At 44.3% G+C, this 20,337-nt stretch carries 21 protein-coding genes; 18 read left to right on the top strand and 3 right to left on the bottom strand.

The features are described from left to right. Nucleotides 1-10 precede the first annotated feature (10 nt). The 13 genes from DEH07_04715 to DEH07_04655 all read left to right on the top strand — a co-directional run bounded on the left by DEH07_04715 (nucleotide 11) and on the right by DEH07_04655 (nucleotide 12,342). A complete protein-coding gene (locus DEH07_04715) occupies nucleotides 11-1,276 on the top strand; it encodes a GTPase ObgE (GenBank protein ID HBY03838.1) in 1,266 nt (421 codons plus the stop codon). 76 nt (nucleotides 1,277-1,352) lie between these two features. After that, complete coding sequence (gene proB, locus DEH07_04710) at nucleotides 1,353-2,477, top strand: glutamate 5-kinase (GenBank protein ID HBY03837.1); 1,125 nt, start codon at nucleotides 1,353-1,355, stop codon at nucleotides 2,475-2,477. Beyond that, the gene (locus DEH07_04705; protein ID HBY03836.1) at nucleotides 2,470-3,108 is read left to right on the top strand and encodes a nicotinic acid mononucleotide adenylyltransferase; all 639 of its coding nucleotides are present in this window, start codon (nucleotides 2,470-2,472) and stop codon (nucleotides 3,106-3,108) included. Before proB ends, DEH07_04705 begins: the two co-directional genes overlap by 8 nt. 86 nt (nucleotides 3,109-3,194) lie before the next feature. Further along, nucleotides 3,195-3,446 (top strand): RNA-binding protein, encoded by a 252-nt coding sequence (locus DEH07_04700; protein ID HBY03835.1) that lies wholly within the window; start codon nucleotides 3,195-3,197, stop codon nucleotides 3,444-3,446. Nucleotides 3,447-3,553: 107 nt separating this feature from the next. Beyond that, a complete protein-coding gene (gene rsfS, locus DEH07_04695) occupies nucleotides 3,554-3,910 on the top strand; it encodes a ribosome silencing factor (GenBank protein HBY03834.1) in 357 nt (118 codons plus the stop codon). A 105-nt stretch (nucleotides 3,911-4,015) separates the two neighbouring features. After that, nucleotides 4,016-4,243: a preprotein translocase subunit SecG gene (locus DEH07_04690; GenBank protein ID HBY03833.1), complete on the top strand. Its 228-nt coding sequence runs from the start codon at nucleotides 4,016-4,018 to the stop codon at nucleotides 4,241-4,243. A 204-nt stretch (nucleotides 4,244-4,447) separates the two neighbouring features. Next, nucleotides 4,448-6,451, top strand: coding sequence for a sodium-translocating pyrophosphatase (gene hppA, locus DEH07_04685; protein HBY03832.1), 2,004 nt, complete (start codon nucleotides 4,448-4,450; stop codon nucleotides 6,449-6,451). 71 nt (nucleotides 6,452-6,522) lie between these two features. After that, entirely contained in the window at nucleotides 6,523-6,921 is a 399-nt protein-coding gene (locus tag DEH07_04680; protein ID HBY03831.1) for a thioesterase, read from the top strand. Nucleotides 6,922-7,019: 98 nt separating this feature from the next. Further along, nucleotides 7,020-7,703, top strand: coding sequence for a cell division ATP-binding protein FtsE (gene ftsE, locus DEH07_04675; GenBank protein HBY03830.1), 684 nt, complete (start codon nucleotides 7,020-7,022; stop codon nucleotides 7,701-7,703). Continuing rightward, a complete protein-coding gene (locus DEH07_04670; protein ID HBY03829.1) occupies nucleotides 7,693-8,577 on the top strand; it encodes a cell division protein FtsX in 885 nt (294 codons plus the stop codon). The genes ftsE and DEH07_04670 overlap by 11 nt, the downstream gene beginning before the upstream one ends. A 30-nt stretch (nucleotides 8,578-8,607) precedes the next feature. Beyond that, entirely contained in the window at nucleotides 8,608-9,738 is a 1,131-nt protein-coding gene (locus DEH07_04665) for a peptidase M23 (GenBank protein HBY03828.1), read from the top strand. A 170-nt stretch (nucleotides 9,739-9,908) separates the two neighbouring features. Further along, the gene (locus tag DEH07_04660; protein HBY03827.1) at nucleotides 9,909-11,084 is read left to right on the top strand and encodes a peptidase S41; all 1,176 of its coding nucleotides are present in this window, start codon (nucleotides 9,909-9,911) and stop codon (nucleotides 11,082-11,084) included. Nucleotides 11,085-11,121: 37 nt separating this feature from the next. Then, nucleotides 11,122-12,342 carry a PDZ domain-containing protein gene (locus tag DEH07_04655; GenBank protein HBY03826.1) on the top strand — a complete coding sequence of 407 codons (1,221 nt, stop codon included), beginning with the start codon at nucleotides 11,122-11,124 and terminating at the stop codon, nucleotides 12,340-12,342. Here DEH07_04655 and DEH07_04650 read toward each other — a convergent pair. From DEH07_04650 to DEH07_04640, 3 genes are all read right to left on the bottom strand, one after another. After that, nucleotides 12,339-13,739: a hypothetical protein gene (locus DEH07_04650; GenBank protein HBY03825.1), complete on the bottom strand. Its 1,401-nt coding sequence runs from the start codon at nucleotides 13,737-13,739 to the stop codon at nucleotides 12,339-12,341. The genes DEH07_04655 and DEH07_04650 overlap by 4 nt on opposite strands. Next, nucleotides 13,732-14,406 (bottom strand): DNA-binding response regulator, encoded by a 675-nt coding sequence (locus tag DEH07_04645; GenBank protein HBY03824.1) that lies wholly within the window; start codon nucleotides 14,404-14,406, stop codon nucleotides 13,732-13,734. The genes DEH07_04650 and DEH07_04645 overlap by 8 nt, the downstream gene beginning before the upstream one ends. Before the next feature lie 270 nt (nucleotides 14,407-14,676). After that, nucleotides 14,677-14,868, bottom strand: a complete 192-nt coding sequence (locus tag DEH07_04640) for a hypothetical protein (protein HBY03823.1) — start codon at nucleotides 14,866-14,868, stop codon at nucleotides 14,677-14,679. 33 nt (nucleotides 14,869-14,901) lie between these two features. On the opposite strand from DEH07_04640, the gene DEH07_04635 reads away from it, so the two are divergent. The 5 genes from DEH07_04635 to ablB all read left to right on the top strand — a co-directional run bounded on the left by DEH07_04635 (nucleotide 14,902) and on the right by ablB (nucleotide 20,243). Then, entirely contained in the window at nucleotides 14,902-16,131 is a 1,230-nt protein-coding gene (locus tag DEH07_04635) for a lysine 2,3-aminomutase (protein HBY03822.1), read from the top strand. A gap of 107 nt (nucleotides 16,132-16,238) precedes the next feature. Next, nucleotides 16,239-16,610 carry a hypothetical protein gene (locus DEH07_04630; GenBank protein ID HBY03821.1) on the top strand — a complete coding sequence of 124 codons (372 nt, stop codon included), beginning with the start codon at nucleotides 16,239-16,241 and terminating at the stop codon, nucleotides 16,608-16,610. After that, entirely contained in the window at nucleotides 16,597-17,646 is a 1,050-nt protein-coding gene (locus tag DEH07_04625; protein ID HBY03820.1) for a multidrug transporter, read from the top strand. Before DEH07_04630 ends, DEH07_04625 begins: the two co-directional genes overlap by 14 nt. 499 nt (nucleotides 17,647-18,145) lie before the next feature. Further along, on the top strand, nucleotides 18,146-19,363 hold the full coding sequence (gene ablA, locus DEH07_04620; protein ID HBY03819.1) for a lysine 2,3-aminomutase: 1,218 nt from the start codon (nucleotides 18,146-18,148) through the stop codon (nucleotides 19,361-19,363). Further along, nucleotides 19,353-20,243 (top strand): putative beta-lysine N-acetyltransferase, encoded by an 891-nt coding sequence (gene ablB / locus DEH07_04615; protein HBY03818.1) that lies wholly within the window; start codon nucleotides 19,353-19,355, stop codon nucleotides 20,241-20,243. The genes ablA and ablB overlap by 11 nt, the downstream gene beginning before the upstream one ends. Nucleotides 20,244-20,337: the final 94 nt, after the last annotated feature.

The following is a 20,337-nucleotide window of genomic DNA, read 5'->3' as shown; positions in this document are numbered from 1 at the left end:
GTGAGTTAGTTTGTTTTACGATAAAGTTAAAATTTTCGTTAAAGCGGGCGACGGAGGCAACGGGTGCGTTGCTTTTCGCAGGGAAAAGTATGTTCCCGACGGCGGACCCTCGGGAGGCGACGGCGGACGGGGCGGCGATGTTATTTTCCGTGTTGACGGCGGGCTGTCAACTTTAATTGACTTTCGCTATAAAAAGCATTATAAATCGGAACGGGGTCAGCACGGAATGGGCAAAGATATGCACGGCCGCGCGGGGAAAGATCTTTACCTGCGTATTCCTGCGGGTACTGTCGTACGCAACGAAGATACGGGGCAAATAATTGCCGATCTTGTTACAGAAGGCCAGGAATTCATTGTGGCTCACGGGGGGCGCGGCGGCAGGGGTAACGCGCGTTTTGCAGGTCCCCACAACAAAGCTCCAACGATAGCTGAAAAAGGGGAACCGGGGGAGGAACTCCAGTTGGAGCTTGAGCTGAAACTCCTGGCGGATGTGGGTCTGATCGGGGTTCCCAACGCCGGCAAATCGACATTGATTTCCCGGATTTCTGCCGCCCGTCCCAAAATCGCTGACTACCCGTTTACGACTGTTGTTCCCAATCTTGGAGTTGTAAGAGTAGACGAATCCTTCAGCTTTGTGGTTGCCGATATTCCCGGTTTGATAGAAGGGGCGCATACGGGTGCGGGCCTTGGCCACCAGTTTTTAAGGCACCTTGAACGGACCAAGCTGCTTGTCCATGTCCTGGACATCAGCGGAATGCAGGGGAGGGACCCGCTTAATGATTTCTCGGTTATTAACAGGGAACTTTCTTTATATAATCCCACTCTTTCCCAGCGGCCCCAGCTGGTTGCCGCAAACAAAATCGACCTGCCTGAGGCAGCGGAAAACCTTTCCCGCCTGCAGAAGCATCTTTCGGGGGAATATAAAATTATTCCCGTTTCTGCCCTGACAGGCGAGGGGTTAAAAACTCTTGTCTATAATATAGGACAAATGCTCCTTCAGATCCCTGTTCCTCAAACCGTTCCTGAATATTCCAGGGTTACAATCTTTAACGAAGAGGAGCCCTTTAAAGTGGTTTATAGGGATGGAGTTTATTATGTAGAAGGAGAAAAGATTAAAAAAATTGTTGCCATGACAGATTTGGATAATTCCCAGTCAGTAAAACGGCTGCAGAAAATCTTTGACCGGATGGGGCTGGAAAAAGCGTTAAAGGATGCCGGCATAAAAGAAGGCGATACAGTCCAGGTCGGAAAATACGGATTTATCTTTTATCCGTAAATATTAAAGAGCAAGGTTAAAAAAGGAAGGATAGTTATGCTATACTTTAAAAAGCATTCAATTAGAGGTGACCTTTTTGGAATCAAGGGATTTATCTCCTTTAAAAAGGGTTGTAGTTAAAATAGGTTCGAGTTCTCTGATCGGCAAAGATGGCGCTTTGAATATTTCCCAGGTTGAAAGCCTGGCTGATCAGATTGCCGGCATAAAGCGCGAAGGCGTTGAAGTACTTCTGGTCAGTTCTGGCGCAATAGGTCTGGGAATACAGAGGCTCGGTTTTGCACGCCGTCCAAAGAGTATTCCGGAAAAACAGGCCTGTGCTTCAGTTGGTCAGGGGATGTTGATTAATTCTTACGAAAAGGTGTTCGCACAATATAGTATTGCTGTTGGACAAGTCCTTTTGACACGTGAAGATTTTTCCGACCGCAAACGGTTTTTAAATGCGCGCAATACAATGTCTGCCTTGCTTCGTATGGGTGCATTACCGGTGATTAACGAAAATGACACGGTCGCGGTGGATGAGATACCGCTACGGCTGGGAGACAACGACAATCTTGCCGCGCTGGTCAGCGTACTGGTTGACGCTGATTTGCTGATTTTATTGTCTGATATAGACGGGTTGTATACGGGAGACCCGCGCTTTTCATCATCAAAATTGATTTCCGAGATTAAAGAAATAACGGAGGAAATAGAAAAAATTGCCTCAGGTTCCAGGTCTGCCCTCGGTACCGGGGGAATGATTACAAAGCTTCAGGCTGCAAGGATTACCATGCATTCCGGAATAACAATGGTGCTTGCCGCTGCGGGTGAAAAGGAAGTAATCCGCCGGGTGCTGTCAGGAGAAACCCTGGGCACAATTTTCTGGCCTTTGTCACGGCTTGCCAACAGGAGAAGATGGATAGCCTACAACTCGACCGTTCAGGGGAGGATCTTTGTTGACGACGGCGCTGCGGCAGCCTTGCTGCACAAGGGAAAGAGCCTGCTGCCGTCAGGCATACGGCGTGTTGAGGGCAATTTTAAAATCGGGAATACGGTAAGTGTTATAGAACCGGGAGGACGTGAAATTGCCAGGGGAATCGTAAATTATTCTTCTGAAGATATAGAAATGATTAAAGGCACGAAGACATGGGAAAGAGCAAGAACATCAGGCCGCAAGGCGTATGATGAAGTGATCCACCGCAACAACCTGGTCATGAATGTTTAAAGAGTGTAAAAAGAGGCGACCGGTATTGAAAAAAATCGGAATTATGGGAGGCGCTTTCGACCCTGTTCATTACGGTCATTTGGTAGCCGCGGAAGGAGCCCGCTGTCATTTTAATTTGGACAAGGTTATCTTTGTGCCCGCCGGCAACCCGCCGCATAAAATCCCCAAGCAAATCTCCAGCGCCCACCATCGTTTGGTGATGACCCACCTGGCTGTAAGCAGCAACCCCTTTTTTACTGTTTCGGCAATAGAAACAGAAAGGGAGGGTATGTCCTATACAATAGATACGGTAAGAGAAATTTCCGATCTTTGCCGGGATGCGGATATTTATTTCATAACCGGGGCGGATGCCGTCCTGGAAATTTTAAGCTGGAAGAATGTTTTTGAGCTTCTTTCCATGTGTTTCATTATTGCAGCCACACGTCCGGGGTACAAACTGGTCAGCCTGAAAGAATGTTTACCCGGACTTTCTGACGATAAACTCGAAAAAATAATTGTCATGGAAGTGCCCGCTCTGGCTATTTCGTCTACGGACATACGGCAGCGAATTCTGGCCGGAAAGCCGATTAAATACCTGCTGCCTGAGAACGTGGAAAAATACATCAAAGAGCACAGCCTGTACAGGGACTGATATTCTTTTGAATTGAGTTAATTCCTTCTGGAAATAATATAACGACAAACTTATTCATTCAGAAGGAATGGGGTGTTTTTAGAGAAGTGGCACGCACATTATATGTGGGTAATCTTCCATGGGCAGCAAAATCTGAAGATTTGGAAGAGGTTTTTTCCAGGCATGGCGCCGTGCTCGGCAGCCGGATAATCCGGGACAGGCAAACGGGCAGATCGCGTGGTTTTGGTTTTGTGGAAGTTAAGGAAGAAGACGCCGATGTAATTATTGACGCAATGAACGGCAAGGAAATGGAAGGCCGTGTATTAATTGTAAATAAGGCGAAAGTACGTGAAAAGTAACAAAAAAATGGGAAGGCGGTCAAACGGGCAGCAGGAACTTTGATCATTAGGGCGAATTATTAATAATAAGTAATTATAGAAGCTTTTTTCGATAAGGGGGAATATTTTTGACGTTAGATCCGGGTGTGTTGGCAGAAACTGCCGTATGCGCCGCTAGATCTAAGAAAGCCTTTGATGTTGCCGTCCTGGATATAAGCGCCTCTTCTATCATGGCGGATAACTTTCTAATCTGTACCGGAAAATCGACAATTCAAGTTAAAAGTATTGCCGAGGGGATTATTGAAGAGATTAAAAAGGAAGCAGGGCTCATTCCCCGATTGGAAGGTTGGCGTCAGGCCAGGTGGATTTTAATGGATTATGGAAGCCTGATTGTTCATATTTTTCTGGAGGAAGACAGGAAGTTTTATAATCTTGAACGGCTGTGGGGCAACGCAGGCAAACTTGGCCTGGCTAGAAACGAATGACGTCTTTTATGTTGTCTATGATTAATTGTCATTTTTATAAGACATGTTATAATAAAATGTGTTATGGCTTTTAAATAAAAATATCCCGGGAGAGGGGGTGGAGGTATGGTAAAAGGCCTGGTAACTGTTGTTCATATACTCGTTGCCCTAATATTAATTGCTGTGGTATTACTGCAGTCGGGGAGGAGCGCGGGGCTTTCCGGGGCCATTACCGGTGGCGCGGAAGCCCTTTTTGGCAAGAAAAAGGGCTTGGACGAGTTACTGGGCAAGGTTACGACAGTTGTGGCCGTTATATTCGGGATCACCTCGCTTATGCTGGGTTTCTGGCAATAGGCAGGGGAGAGAAAGTTTTTCAAAAGGCCTCTATAAAGTAATTAATCAGTTCCTTCCCATTGTATCCTTTTACTAATAGGGATAAGGGACAAATCTGATGCAGAAAGGAGCTTTGAAAAGCCTGGTCAGAGGCGCCTGATCTAAAATAATCAGGTTTAAAAAACCAGGTGAAATACTTTGGCTAGTTTAGCATCTATTTCATGGATGGGTATTATTGCTTCTATAATTGGTATTTTATTTGCAATCTTTCTTATTTCGTGGGTACTCGGCAGACCGGCAGGTTCCCAGCGGATGCAGGAAATCTCCGGCGCCATTCAGGAAGGCGCGATGGCTTATTTAAGCCGTCAGTACAGGACTATCGCCATAGTTGGTGTAATTGTGGCCATTTTACTATGGGTCGGCCTGGATATGCAAACGGCAGTTGGATTTATTATAGGAGCTATTTTCTCGGGTTTGTGCGGTTACGTCGGAATGGTCGTCAGCACCCGCGCCAACACCCGTGTTGCGGAAGCCGCCAAAACTGGTATAGGCTATGCGCTGGTTGTTGCATTCAGAGGCGGTTCGGTAACCGGCATGATCTGTGTGAGCCTTGCGTTACTGGGTATTTCCGGATTGTTCCTTATGTTTAACAATCCGGTTTCTTTAGTTGGAATGGGTTTTGGAGGCAGCTTGATCAGTGTGTTCGCCCGTCTTGGCGGAGGTATATATACCAAGAGCGCAGACGTGGGCGCCGACTTGGTCGGTAAAGTTGAAGCGGGTATTCCCGAGGACGATCCCCGGAACCCCGCTGTTATCGCTGACAACGTGGGAGACAACGTCGGCGACTGCGCCGGTATGGCCGCAGACTTATTTGAAACTTATGCTGTAACTGCAATAGGCGCGATGCTGCTGGGTCACCTCGTGTTTCCCGACAACCCGATCGCAGTGGCTTTCCCGATCATCCTTGGCGCGGTAGCAATCATCGCCTCGATTATCGGGAGCTTTTTCGTCCGCATGGGCGGCAACCAGAATATCATGGGAGCTCTTTACAAAGGGCTCTGGGCGTCAGCTATTCTTGCGCTGATTGGTTTCTGGTTTGTTGTTCCAATGTTCGCTCCCGATCCTGGCTATTTCTGGCCTGCTCTGGTAGGGATAGTAATCACCATGCTGATGGTTTATATTACAGACTACTATACTTCTAAAGCCTTCCGTCCGGTTAAGTCGATTGCCGAAGCCTCACAGTCAGGGCACGGCACAAACATTATTACCGGACTTTCTGTTGCTATGGAGGCAAGTGTAATACCCGCCATCGTAATCGTAATCGGTATTTTGGTGTCCTATTCTATTGGCGCCGGAGTAGGCGCCGGAGCAGGCGGCGGACTGTACGGCATCGCCATCGCTTCCATGGCCATGCTCTCCATGACCGGTATCGTGGTGGCTATTGATTCCTACGGCCCGATCACTGACAACGGCGGCGGCATTGCCGAGATGGCCGAACTGCCCCCGGAAGTACGCGCAATTACTGATCCTCTGGACGCAGTAGGCAACACCACCAAGGCTGTAACCAAGGGTTACGCAATCGGTTCCGCAGGCTTGGCGGCAATCGTTCTCTTCGCTGATTATACACACCAGTTATCAGCTAAATTAGGAGGACAGGAAGTCACTTTCTCAATCAATAACCCGATGGTTCTTGCAGGTCTTTTAATCGGCGGCGCCCTGCCTTTTCTGTTCTCCGCATTTGCAATCGGCGCTGTCGGTCGGGCTGCAGGCGAGGTAGTTGTTGAAGTGCGCCGTCAGTTCCGCGAAATAAAGGGATTGATGGAAGGAAAGGCGCGTCCCGAATACGGAAAATGCGTTGATATCGTTACTGCCAGAGCTTTAAAAGAAATGATCGTACCGGCTCTTATACCTATCCTGGCGCCGATCATAGTAGGATTTGCCCTTGGCAGAGAAGCTCTTGGCGGAATGCTCTTAGGTACAATTATCACCGGCTTGTACCTGGCTCTGCTGCAGACCTCAGGAGGCGGCGCCTGGGACAACGCCAAGAAGGCAATTGAAGATGGTTTATACGGCGGCAAAGGATCTATGGCTCACGCTGCGGCGGTAACCGGCGACACAGTGGGCGACCCCTTGAAGGATACGGCAGGCCCGGCGATCAACCCGATGATTAAGGTCGTCAATATCGTTGCTTTGCTAATCGTACCTTTGATTTACAACATATCCCGTTAGACACATTTAAGCTAAACAAAACAAACTAACAGCCGGGGCGACCCGGCTGTTAGTTTTATAGGGGTGAAGAAATGGAAGACCAGAGAAATAATTTATGCTTCGCCTGCAGTCCTTTTAATCCGATTGGCTTTCACCTGGAATTCGAATTACAGGACAAAGTTTGCCGGGCTTTTTTTACGGCTGGTGAAAATCACCAGGGGTGGAACGGTTTAATGCATGGCGGCCTTGTTTCCACACTTTTAGACGAGGCCATGGGCCAACTGCTCTGGCGCCAAAATAAAATCGCCGTGACGGCTGAAATAAAAATCGGGTTCAGCCTGCCGGTTCCCATAGGCGAGAAACTTCTCGTAGAAGCGTGGGAAACGGAGAACAGCAGAAGATTATACAAACTTTCCGCCGCAATTACCTTGCTCAACGGGAAGCAGGCTGTTACCGCCGAAGGCAAGTTCCTTCCCGCGAAACTGCAATAATCTGGGTTTTTTAGAAGAGGATTTCCGTATTTAATGTCGAATAAAATATATATCTGTTGTTTAATACAGTTAGTCAAACGAAAAACCGGGGTGCTAATATGCTTCGTTTTTATAACGTTACCAAGACGTATAAGAACAATTCCATAGCCTTAAATAATGTAACCCTCCATATAAAAAAAGGTGAATTTGTTTTTCTCGTCGGCCCGAGCGGAGCAGGTAAAACTACCCTGACCAAACTAATCTTTCGGGAAGATGTACCAACGCGGGGGCAGGTTGTCTTCAACGGTAAAAATGTTGTCCGCATGCGCCCGGGGGAAATCCCCTTCCACCGCAGAAAGATAGGTATGGTTTTTCAGGATTTCCGCCTTCTTCCCCAAAGGACGATTTATGATAATGTTGCCTTTGCATTGCAGGTTACGGGTACTTCGAATCACTGGATAAAGAAACTGGCGCCGGAAGCGTTGAAAGTAGTTGGTTTGGAAGGGAAAGCAAAAATGCGACCCGAACAACTTTCCGGAGGAGAGCAGCAGAGGGTATGCATAGCCCGTGCAATTGTCAATAGCCCCTTGTTATTAATTGCTGATGAGCCCACCGGCAATCTGGATCCCGGTACTTCCCGCGAATTGATGAAGCTGTTTCAGGATATAAACGGCCGCGGAACAACTATAATTATGGCCACACATGCCTGGGATATAGTAGATTCAATGAAAAAAAGAGTGGTTGCCTTGTCCGGCGGCAAAGTGGTGAGGGACGAGGAAAGCGGGGATTATCATGGGGCGTAGCGCCGCCGTTTATTATTTTAGAGAAGCTTTTGATTCTCTTGTCCGCAATAACTGGCTGTCACTTGCCTCGATAGGCGTGGTGACGGTATCCTTGTTTATTCTTGGCTGTTTTCTTTTAGTTGCCATAAATACCAGCGCAATTATAAATACCCTTGAGTCTATGATTGAAATAAATGTCTTCCTGGAAAACAACCTCGAACAGAGTGAAATCAAACATTTAAATGAACAGCTAAAATTTCTGCCGGGAGTTTCTGAAGTAGAGTTTGTTTCCAGGGAAAAGGCTTTGGAAAATATGCTGACCAGTTTAGGCAGCGAAAGAGATATTACTGATAATTTGGATGAAAATCCACTCCCGGACTCATTCAGGGTAAAGATTAAAAATGTCGAATTGGCGCCTCAGATAGCTGCTAACATTTATAAATTCAATGGTGTCAGCAATGTTATCTACGGCCAGAAGATAGTGGAAAGATTACTTGTCGTAACGCACTGGATAAGGACAACGAGCCTGACAAGTATTATAGTTCTTGGGTTGGCGGCTGTATTTCTTATTTCCACAACAATTCGCGTATCAGTTTTTTCCCGCAGAAAAGAGATTGGAATCATGAAATACCTTGGCGCCACCAACTGGTTCATACGTTTCCCCTTTTTGCTGGAAGGCCTGGTTTTAGGGTTTTCCGGCGCCCTGCTGGCCTCAATAATCGTATATTTAGGGTATACAATTATCATTGATAAGATAGCCGTTACAATGCCTTTTCTTCCGGTTGTAGCGCAAATAGACAAGCTGGCGCCTGTTTATTTGGGGTTGTTGGTTTTAGGGCTGCTTATCGGCGCGGCAGGCAGTTCGATCTCAGTGCACAGGTTCTTAAAAGTTTAGCATTATTTATAGGGGAGAGTCTTGAGCCAAATGTTATCCAATAAATTTATTAAAAAGCTGATTTTGATTTTTGTAATGCTTTTTTTTGCATGTTCTTTTGTGAACCATGCGGAGGCAAAAAGCCTTGAAGAAATGCTGAAAGAGACAAGAGACAAGCTTTTTGTCAAAAAGCAGGAGGTAAAGCAGGAAAAGAAAGCAGTCAACAGCTACGTAAACCGTTTATCTTCGATAAACAAGACAGTTAATGATAAAGAAGAACAAATCTCAGATTTAAACACCTCTTTATCTGTTGTCACAACCAAACTGACAAAAGCCGAAAAAGATCTAAAGAAAGCCGAAGAAAGCCTGGTCAGGAGCAAATCCCAGCTAAGCGACAGGCTGTATAATATTTATCTTTTCGGTCGAATCAGCTATCTCGAGGTACTGTTGGACTCGAAAAGTTTTGGGGATTTTATAATCAGATATGAACTGCTGAAAGCAATTGTAGGGCACGACGCAGAAATAGTAAGCAGGGTGCGGGATCAAAAAAAGGAAGTACAAAGCAGGAAGTCGGCTCTGGAGGATACGCGCTTACGGGTAACTGACCTTTTACAGAAACAGGTCACCGCAAAAAATGAGTTAAAGAAAAATCAGCTTGCTCAAAGAAAATTGGTTGCTTCAGCAAAGACGGGATTAAGCCGCCACGAGGATGAAATCGACCGCCTGGAAGCTCAGGAAAGGGAAATAGTTGAAAAGATCGCCCTGCAAAATTCAAACGGAGAGGCAAAGGGCAGCGGAAGTTTTACCTGGCCGGTTCCCGGATATACAAACATTTCTTCGGGTTTCGGCAGCCGTATGCACCCGATTTTACATGTTATGCGTTTTCATGACGGAATAGATATTCCCGCTCCGAAAGGAGTAAAAGTTGTGGCCACCCAGGACGGAACAGTAATCAACGTTGGCTATATGAGCGGGTACGGCAATATTGTCATGCTGGACCACGGCAACGGCGTCGCCTCATTGTACGCGCACTTGTCCTCCCAGCTGGTCTCCACGGGCCAGAATGTAAAAAAAGGACAGGCCATAGCAAAAGTGGGAAGCACAGGAATGTCAACGGGTCCGCATTTGCATTTTACGATTATGGTCAAAGGAAAGCCTGTAAATCCCCGCTCTTATGTATAAGATACGATTATTAAGCACGTAGGCAGTTGCCCTCCCTGAGGATAGTCAATTTTCAGAGCAATTCAAGGCAGGAGAATATCTCCTGCACTTTTATTTTTTTGGTTTTTAAATCCTGTCCACAGGTATATCATAATAACATGTTCTTGAAATTTTTTGCAGGGAGGGTGGTTATGAACCGTTCATTTCAAAATAACGATAATGAAAACTGGTTGACGAGGGGATTGGTTATTTTTTCTTTCTTAATCCTGTTCTTTACAGCCGGCGCTGTTGCGGTTATTGTTACGAATTACAATCATATGGGAAATCTGTTTAAGGTAATTTCTCTTGTCGGATCCCGTTACCTTGAACCTGTGAAAACGACGACTCTCGTTGACGGGGCCATACGCGGTCTTGTTGATTCTTTGGATGATCCCTACTCGGCTTACCTTGAACCGGATGTGCTTTCAAAGATTCTTCAGGAGCAAATAAAAGGGACAATAGAGGGTCTGGGTATCCTGGTCGGCACTAAAGACGGCTATCTGGTGGTTGTTCGCTCCTACACGGGGACGCCGGCCAGAAAAAAAGGCATTATTGAAGGGGATATAATCTTAAAAATTGGCGACCGTGACACAAAGAATATGGATCTGGAGACAGCCGTGGGCTTGATCAAGGGACCGGTTAATACAAAGGTTAAGCTCACAATTAAAAGGGCAGGCGTTTTTGACGAACAATTATTTGAAATAACAAGAGAAAAAATTAATGTGCCTACTGCTGACGGTTACCTGTTGCCTCAAACAAAGATAGGTTATATCTCAATAGAACAGTTTACCGAGGGTACGCCCCAGGAAGTAAAAAATATTCTGGAACTGCTGAAAAAGCAGGATATGAACGGTATAATCCTGGATCTCCGGGATAATCCGGGCGGCGAACTCAGGTCAACAGTAAAGGTGGCGGAATACTTTGTCCCGAAGGGACCGGTTGTTTATATTGACTACCGTTTTGGAAAAGATGAGACCTTTTCTGTGGAAGGCCATAACCTTAAAATGTCTACAGTAGTACTGGTGAATAAGATGAGTGCAAGCGCGGCAGAGATTTTGGCCGGAGCAATAAAAGACAGAAAGGCAGGGCTTCTGGTTGGTGAAAAGACCTTTGGGAAAGGTATCGTTCAGGAAATTTTTACACTTGGCGGCGGCGCTGGTGTAAAGCTGACTACAGCCCGTTACCTGACTCCTGCCAAAAATGATATTAATAAAAAAGGAATCGTTCCCGATGTATATGTTGAACATAGCTCAAAGTATGTTGGAAAAGACACACAGCTTCAAAAAGCAGTCGAGGTTCTGGAAAAGATGACGAAAGAGGCAGCCTGATCTTTTAGAATAGAAAAACTGACGGGGCAGTGACGAGTTGTTTTTAATAAATTATCTATGGCTTATAATTACTTCTTTAGCCGATGTTTTAACTGAGTGGATTTTCTGGCTCGTTGTCGGCCTGGTAGCTTTGCAGTACAGGCACATGGCCTTAGAAAGAGACAGCCTGTTTGGCGTTGTTACGAGAAGGGCCTGGCCGGATTTACTTACTGCAGTTGCATATGGAATCATAGGCGGGCTGGCTGGTACTATGCTGATTATTACGGTTGGTTTAAGCCTTGATGGTTCCAACCTGCTTTACCTGTGGCCGATTGCTGTCCTTTTAATGTTGATCAATCCCCGCTTTTTATGTTTTGCTTATGCAGGTGGAATACTGGCCCTGTCTAACCTTATTTTGGGTTTTCCTTCCCTGAATATAGTCCAGGTTTTAGCCCTTGTCGCTGTTCTGCACATGGTCGAAAGCGTGCTTATCCTGGTAAGCGGACACCTCGGAGCTGTCCCTGCCTACTTCAGGACTCCGGGCGGGCGTGTTGTCGGTGGATTTAATCTTCAAAAATTATGGCCAATTCCTATAGCGGTGTTATCTGTTGCGGGCAATTCGATCAGCTTTGGCAGCATGCCCGGGTGGTGGCCCCTGCTGAGAACCTCCTTTCCGGGAGGACCGGAATATTTTGCTTATGGACTTATTCCTGTGGTAGCCTGCCTGGGTTACGGAGATTTGGCCATCTCTCATAACCCGAACCAGAAAAGCAGATTATCGGCCTTGTACCTGGGAATTTACAGTATTATACTGTTATTTTTGAGTTATCTGTCTCAGGATATGCGGACGGCTGCCTTTATTGCGGCTTTATTTTCTCCGCTGGGGCATGAGCTGGTTATTTTTTTTGGCCGGAGACTTGAGTTGAAGGGTAAGCCTCTTTACGTTCCAACTGAACGCGGTTTGCGTGTTCTGGATGTTCTGGTTGACACGCCTGTTTGGAGAGCGGGTGTCCGTTCCGGGGATGTTATTTTATCGATAAACGGCCGGGAAATTTCCAGCGAAATGCCGCCGGACCAGTTTTTAACGGAAGAACGTTATTGCGAGGTAGAATTTTTGCATGGACAGGATCAGGTATATAAGAGGGGAACGGCTGCTGTCCGGGACGGTCAGGAAGTTTTGAGTTTTATTCCTGTGCCGGACAGCTTCGAAAATAGATACGTGGATTTAGGAGCAAAGAGAACCTTTGGACAGTTTTTAAAAAAACTTGTCCGCCGTTAACTCACACCCTTCGCCGCCCATAAAACGACTTCCGCTATTGCGCCGCCTTGGCTGGAGTTGTAAATTCTGACCTGTCCGTTATGCTCAGTGACGATTTTCTTTACTATTGGAAGACCAAGACCGGAACCCCTGTTTGCGCCGGTATAAAAATATTCAAAAGCATGATTCAGATCTTCCGTATTAAAACCAGCTCCGTCATCATGTACCGTTATTAGTACCTTGTTTTTACTATCAATAGTCTGGGACTTAACTTTGACAAAGCTTTTAGCATGACGAATCCCGTTGGACAAGAGATTGATCAAAAGACTGCACAATTGATCCCAGTCACCGCTGACCCAGGTATCCTTCTGCACCAAAGATACTATTTCTATTTTCTTTTCCATGGCATAACCGCCGACAGTCCTCCTGCACTCTTCTATAATATAGTAAAGATCATGAGGGAGAAAATAATTCTTATGCGGCTGTTCAAGGATGGAAATGTCTATTATGTTTTCTACCAAGTTTCTCATGCGTAAGCTTTCTTTATGAATAATTTCTATAGCATTTTCCATTTCTGGACCGGTAAAGACACCATCACGGATACCTTCCGCATAACCATTTATGCTCATTAGGGGTGTTTTCATCTCATGGGAAGCATTCCGAAAAAAGCGGCGCATCCCCTCATCATGGCTTTTTAGTTGGTCGGCCATCTGGTTAAAAGTAGCGGTTAGCTGGGACAGTTCATTATTTGACTTAGTCTCTAAACGAATATCAAACTGGCGATTGCCCACAGCTATTGCATATTCTTCCAACCTTCTTAGGGGTCTTACAAGATAGCGAATCAAGAAGAATGCTATTATAAGGGCAACTAAAAGGGCGATTAAAAAACAGCCAAAGAACAATAACAGCATTTCCCGGTACAAGGTATGCAAAGTGCTGAAAGCTAAAAATGTTATTACCGTTCCCTCTAACCCGGCAGACGATCTTATAGGCACTTCAGCTGCCAGATAACTTTCACTCTTAAAAATATTTGACTTATTCCTGTCAAATGTTTCCCCTTCACGTAACTTTACCGCCAACTGCGATAATGACAAGCCGGAAGAAAACAGCTCCGGTTTACTGCTGAAACTAATTTTATCCTGGGGATCAAGCCATAAAAAGTCGCTTTCTACCGACCGGCCTAGTAGGATTATGGTTAGGGGAAAATCATATTCTCTATTTGCTGGTAAGCCGGACTGACGGGAAAGAATAGCATGCGCTATTTCCCAGGCCTGCTTTTCTAAACCAATCTCAGCCCGTTTTTCTAAAATTCCTATCAACAACGGATAGAAAACTAAAGCTGTCACCAGTAAGGTTGAAATAACTACAGCAAGATAACTTATAATTATTTTAGTTGAAATACTTTGCAGCTTACCCATCTAATCGGTACCCATAACCCCAAATAGTTTGAATATTGGTTTTTGAACCGCTCTTCCTTAACTTCTTGCGCAGGCGTTTAATCAGGTCATCTACAGCCCGTTCTGATCCCATATAATCATAGCCCCAGATTTTGTCCAGCAACTCTTGGCGGTTGAAAGTACGCTGGGGATGCTGAACCAGCAGCAGAAGAAGGTCAAACTCCCTGGTAGTCAAACAAAGTTCACATTCATTGACCAGACCCAATCTGTCATTAGGACGTAATTTGAGGTTGTTAACCTGAATGTATTGTCCTATGTCAGGAGATTTTTTCGTGCGGCGTAGCACTGAGTGCACTCGTGCTACTAGTTCACGAGGGCTGAAAGGTTTTGACAGATAGTCATCCCCGCCTATTTCAAGCCCCGTAATACGATCTAAAGCTTGTCGGCGCGCCGAAATAAATATTATCGGAACCCAGCTGTGCTCCCGGATTTTCTGGCAAAAAGCCAGTCCGTTCTGTCCGGGCAGCATTATGTCCAGGATGAACATATCCGGATATCCTTCCTCCAAACGGTGGTCTAGTTCCTCAATACTGCCGAAAGCCTCTACCTTAAAACCTTCCTTTTGGAGATACTGGGTAATTAATACCCGTATATTAACTTCATCATCTATAACAAAAACAGTCTGCAAAGTACCCACCTCTTAAGACATATCTGGTGTCTCCTCTTAACTTATTTATAGTATGGTTAAAATTGTGGCAAAAATATATAAAATAGTTAGTCTATAAAATACATTTTTGTGTCTATTATTCCTTAATTCTGCCACAAATACAGTATATCATTAATTTAACCTATTATTGAATTGTTCTTTATGATTATGAAAACAAGTGAATGGAGAATGTCCATGTATTGACTAACTTTAGAATCGATATTGTAATTGAAAAATGCGCTGAATCTCTTATTAAAAAGAGAGCGGGGGAACCGATTTTATTGGGGTGAAACCGATTTTGGTAGGGAATTCCCTTTTCCCGAATCCGTCAGCTAACCTCGTAAGCGCCGAAAGGGAATCCGGGTTTGATATTATATTAACATAACCAGAGGGTTGCCTTTGGTTATTTTTATTTAACTCTCGGTTCTTTTCGATTATTACCATTCCTGTTCATGAACAATTAAAAGGAGTGATAACATGAGAGAAGCAGGGAACACGGATAATCTGTATCAATCTATACTTAGAAGTAAAGAACTTAAAAAGGACACTCTCGCTTTCCTGGAGTATGTAAAATCGTTGCCTGATATAGAAGAACAGGCTGCAGAAAGAAAGCATAGGATATTGGAAGTTCTGGGCGGCACAGAGGAAGACTGGAATAATTGGAAATGGCAGCTTAGGAACCGGGTTAAAGATAGTATAGTTTTAGACAAAATAATCGGTTTAAGTGACCTGGACAGAAAACGCATAGATAAAGTAGGCAAGCTTTTTCGCTGGGCTATTTCTCCTTATTACCTAAGCTTGGTAACTGTAGATTATCAGAACAGTCCCATATATCGTCAGGCTATTCCTGATATTAGAGAATTATCTCCGGGAGGCAGTCTTGATCCGATGAACGAAGCAATTACTTCCCCAGCTCCCTGTGTTACTCGCAGGTATCCGGACCGTATGATTATCAATGTAACCAACCAGTGTGCAATGTACTGCCGTCACTGCCAGAGAAGACGCAATATCGGGGAGATTGATCAACATGCATGCCTGGAAGATATTGGCATAGCGCTTGATTACGTTGCCCAAAATAAAGAAATTCGGGATGTGCTTATTACCGGGGGAGATGCATTGCTGCTAAGCAATCAGACATTAGAATTTATCCTGCACAAGCTACATAAGATTTCTCATGTCGAAATAAAACGTATCGGAACCAGAACCCCGGTAACCATGCCACAGAGAATCACGCCGGAGTTAGTTGAAATTATACGCAAGTATCCGCCAATCTTTATCAATACACAATTTAATCATCCTCTGGAGGTTACACCGGAGGCTAAATCAGCCTGTGATAGTCTTGCCGAAGGCGGGGTTGTACTCGGCAATCAATCGGTTTTGCTGCGAGGGATTAATGATGAGTCTTTTATAATGAGAAAACTATTTCAAGAGTTGTTGAAAATAAGGGCCCGTCCCTACTATATATTTCATGCCAAGAATGTGCAGGGGACATGTCATTTTCAAACAAGTATTGCCCAAGGATTGAATATTATAGAGTCATTACGCGGTCACACCTCTGGGCTGGCAATACCTACGTTTGTCGTTAATGCTCCGGGTGGACTTGGGAAGATACCGATAATGCCCAATTACATCAAAAAGATACAAAAAAATAAAGTTCTCTTGCGCACATGGGAGGGTAAATTGGTACAAATAGAGGATTGTCAATAAATTCAGCAGAGAAAGTAGTTATGAGATTTAAGACACGCAAAGGAGAATGGGATAAAGTGGTGAACTAATCTAACAGGGTTAACATAATTACAATTGGGGGTTAAGAGTTGGAAGAGGAAAGGGATGTTAAAAAAAAAGTTGGTTTCAACCAGTTGCGGGTAATCTTAGCGCTAGTATTTTTATGGGCATGCCTTTTAGTAGGGGGGTTTTGGTATGCCAGACAATACATTGACCAAAAGGTACTGGAAATTCAAGAGACTAATGCATTAAACGTGCAGGATCTAGAGGAAAAAATGCAGTCTTTAAGCGCTGAAATGAAAATTATAAAGGAGTCTCTAACCCAGACGGATAAAACTTTATCCAGCACCGGAACAGCAAGCGAGGAAGTTAAAAAGCATATTGAAGAAATGGACAAACAGTTAAAAGAACTGGAAAAAAGTCTTAATGTTTTGCAGGAATCCGGTAATGAGGATTATTAACATTTTTTTTATCAGCCTGCTGATTCCCTTGACCGGCTTTTTTGGTGGTATTTACTATACCTTACAAGGTTGCGCTAACATGCTGCAAATCCCCCTGAAAGAAATGGTGTCTTCCACAGAACAATTGCAGCATGATATCTTAAATATGGAGCAAGAGACTGGTTTTATAAAACTAAACGCTGTGGAACTGGAGCGTCTGCAACATGAGAATGAGAGTGTGTTAAAAGAACTCACCCAGAAAACATGGTCGCAAAAGAAAATGTCTGATGAAATATATGAAAAGCTCATAATAAACAGGTTGGGGATGCCTATTGGCGAGTACCATTCCGACAGAGTACAGATTGAAGTATTTGAACTTAAGGGTTTGGGTTACCGGGGATATATTGCCAAGCTTAAAATATTTGATCCCACTGTTTTCCAAATAGCTCTAGGCAAGGACACTCTGGGTGAAAGCGAGATTACCAGCGCTGCAGTTAAGCGGACCGGTGCGGTACTGGGAGTAAACGGTGGTGGTTTTTATGATATTATGCAAGATGGTAGACAATACATCCTGCCCATTGGCAATACCGTCATTAACGGCAAGTTAATTGATGGGTTTAAATCCTCGCATGATGACCTGTTTTTTGCCGGAATAGATTCAACAGGGGAACTGTTAGGTGATATTTTTTATGAAAAAAATGAGTTGTTAAAGCTTAAACCGGTAGCCGGGGTTAGTTTTGTTCCTGCCTTAATCAAGAATCGCAAGCCATTACCTATCCCTGTTAAGTGGCAGAATCAGAAACAACCCAGGACTATTATCGGTGAATACGGCAATGACGATTTAATTTTAGCTATTGTTGATGGGCGCCAAGCTGATTGGAGCAGTGGAGTTACTTTAGAAGACCTGCAGATTAAGTTGATTGAATTTGGTGTGATAGAAGCTTATAACCTGGATGGCGGGGGATCAAGTTCATTTGTCTTCAAGGGCAATGTCTTAAACCGTCCTTCAGACGGCAAAGAGCGTCCTGTAGCCACCAACATTGTCATACTACCTTAAAAACCTTTTTTGATTACCTGGAAAAACGTCGTCAAGAAATGGTTGCACATGGAAATTTATTATGATATGATAACAACAAACATACTCATATTTATATATGAGTTGTCAGTATAAATATACTAAGAATATAATATTATTCCTATTCCTGTTTCGCTTAATTCTTATCAAAGAAGCGGGGGAACCAGATTCCGGGGTGAATCGATGATCAGGCAGAATATACAGCTGCCCGATCTCGTAGGGCTACTTTTTAGTCCGAATCCGTCAGCTAACTTCGTAAGCGTAAAAAGGGAGGAAGAAGGCGGTCTATAAACTAGGCGCTTATTTATTCTCTTTTTACCCCTGGACTGTTTGTTCCGGGGTTTTATATTTACATCCATTAGCGGTTCCTGGGTTGTGCCTTGTTGGCAGAATAAAATTCATAGGAGGTCTAAACGTGAGCGTAAAAGTGACTTCTCTTAGCGATAGACAAAATAGAAACTGCCTGGATTGGCTCTGGCAAATGAAGCATAGGATTCAGTCAGTTGAACAACTAGCAGGATATTTCTATTTAACTAAAGAGAAAAAACTGGAAATACAGGAAGCCTGCAATTCCTTTCCCATGGCAATCACTCCTTATTATGCATCTTTAATTAATAAAGAGGATCCTTTTTGCCCTATCCGTTTGCAGTGCATACCCGATTCCCGCGAATTTATCAAGGGCTGCGGTGATATGGACGATCCCTTGCACGAGGATACTGATTCGCCTGTACCGGGGCTGACTCATCGCTATCCGGATCGGGTGTTGCTGCTTGTAACTAACGAGTGCTCCATGTATTGCCGCTTTTGTACCAGGAAACGCAAAGTAGGTGACCAGAATAGATTCATCTCCGATCAGGATATAGATCGCGGCATTAACTATATCACAAATCATCCGGAAATTCGCGATGTCCTGCTTTCGGGGGGAGACCCGTTTATTCTTTCTGACAACCATTTGGAACGAATCATCCATAAGGTTAAAGAAATTCCTCATGTACAGATAATTCGTATCGGAACCCGCACCCCGGTAGTGATGCCGCAACGGATTACTGAAGAACTCGTCAAAATGCTTAAAAAATATCATCCTATTTGGATAAATACTCACTTTAACCACCCGCGCGAATTTACACCGGAATCTACCCGGGCGCTGTCCGTGCTGGCAGATGCCGGTATCCCCTTGGGTAACCAGACTGTATTATTGAGAGGGGTTAACGATTGCCCTACAATAATTAAGAAACTTGTCCATCTCCTGGTAATAAACCGTGTGCGTCCGTATTACCTGTACCAGTGTGATTTATCAAGGGGTATCGAGCATTTTCGCACCCCAGTTGCTAAAGGCATAGAAATAATGGAGGCTCTAATCGGTCACACTTCAGGGTTTTGCGTTCCTCATTATGTAGTAGATGCTCCAGGGGGAGGAGGCAAAATTCCGGTCTTACCTCATTATCAGCTTTCAATAACCAGTACCAAAACCGTACTGCGCAATTATGAAGGGGTCATTTGTGTCTACGAGGAACCAAAAAATTTTGAATCAGTCTGTCCTGCCACCTGTACATTGTGTAAGGAACGTAAGGTTAAGCATGAACCAGTGGGACTGCAAAAGCTATTTGATCCTCTTAATCAGATTGTCAGCCTGGTACCCGAAGGAAACCGGCGCAAAATCCGCAACAGCAAACCTAAAGGAGTAACTAATGTCTTTTGAAATCAGGGACATAGAAAACATTGACCCGGATAGATGTGAAATTGTAACCGGCACTGATTTTAAGTGTAATATTTTAATTTCACCCTATAACCGAAGAATTACAATAAATAACTTCAAACTTCTTCGGGATGAGAATGCTGGGAATATGATCCATGAATTAATAGAAAAAGCTTCTGCAAGCGGCTTGGATAAAATATGGACCAAATCAGACGCCAGATGGAAGCAGGCCTTGTTGAACGCTGGAATGAAGCTGGAAGCTTCTATTCAAGGATATTTTAAAGGTAATAGAACAGCTTTTATCTTTGCTCTGTATCTTAGCCGCCGAAGGCAAGTCCCTTCAAATAACAGGAGCAGGGAACTGGTAGATAAATTGCTTTCCAGTTCTAAGCCCGGCATGGTAAAACGTAAACTGCCTCCCGGGGTATCATTAAAATGGGGACAGGCACAACATTGCCAAGCCCTTGCCAGGTTATATCGCAGGGTTTTTACTACCTATCCTTTTCCTGTATATGATCACTGCTATATAAAGTCCATATTAAATAATGGCAGAGCCTACTATTTAACAGCCTGGTATCAAGAAGAATTGATAGCAGCTTCATCAGCGGAAGTCAATTATATACAAAGAAATGCCGAGATGACAGATTTTGCCACTATGCCTGAGTGGACTGGGCAGGGTCTTGCCGGTATTTTATTGTCACAAATGGAATCAAGGCTAAATAAAGAAGGGTTTAGATGTCTTTACACCATTGCACGCAGCAGTTCAATCGGGATGAATAGTGTTTTCGCCAAAGCTGGATATAGATATGATGGTGTATTAATTAATAATTGCAATATTGGTGAAGATTTCGAAGATATGAATGTGTGGTCAAAAGTAATTTAAATATATTACTAACAACTGCTGGCAAAGTTGTGGCAGTGATAGTCATGTTTGGTGGAATTGCATCATTTGGATATATTGCCGGTTCATTATTGGA

It is taken from the genome of Desulfotomaculum sp., assembly GCA_003513005.1.
GTDB lineage: Bacteria > Bacillota > Desulfotomaculia > Desulfotomaculales > Nap2-2B > 46-80.
The sequence above is the reverse complement of the archived record's forward strand: the minus strand, read 5'-3'. Positions and strand labels throughout refer to the sequence as shown.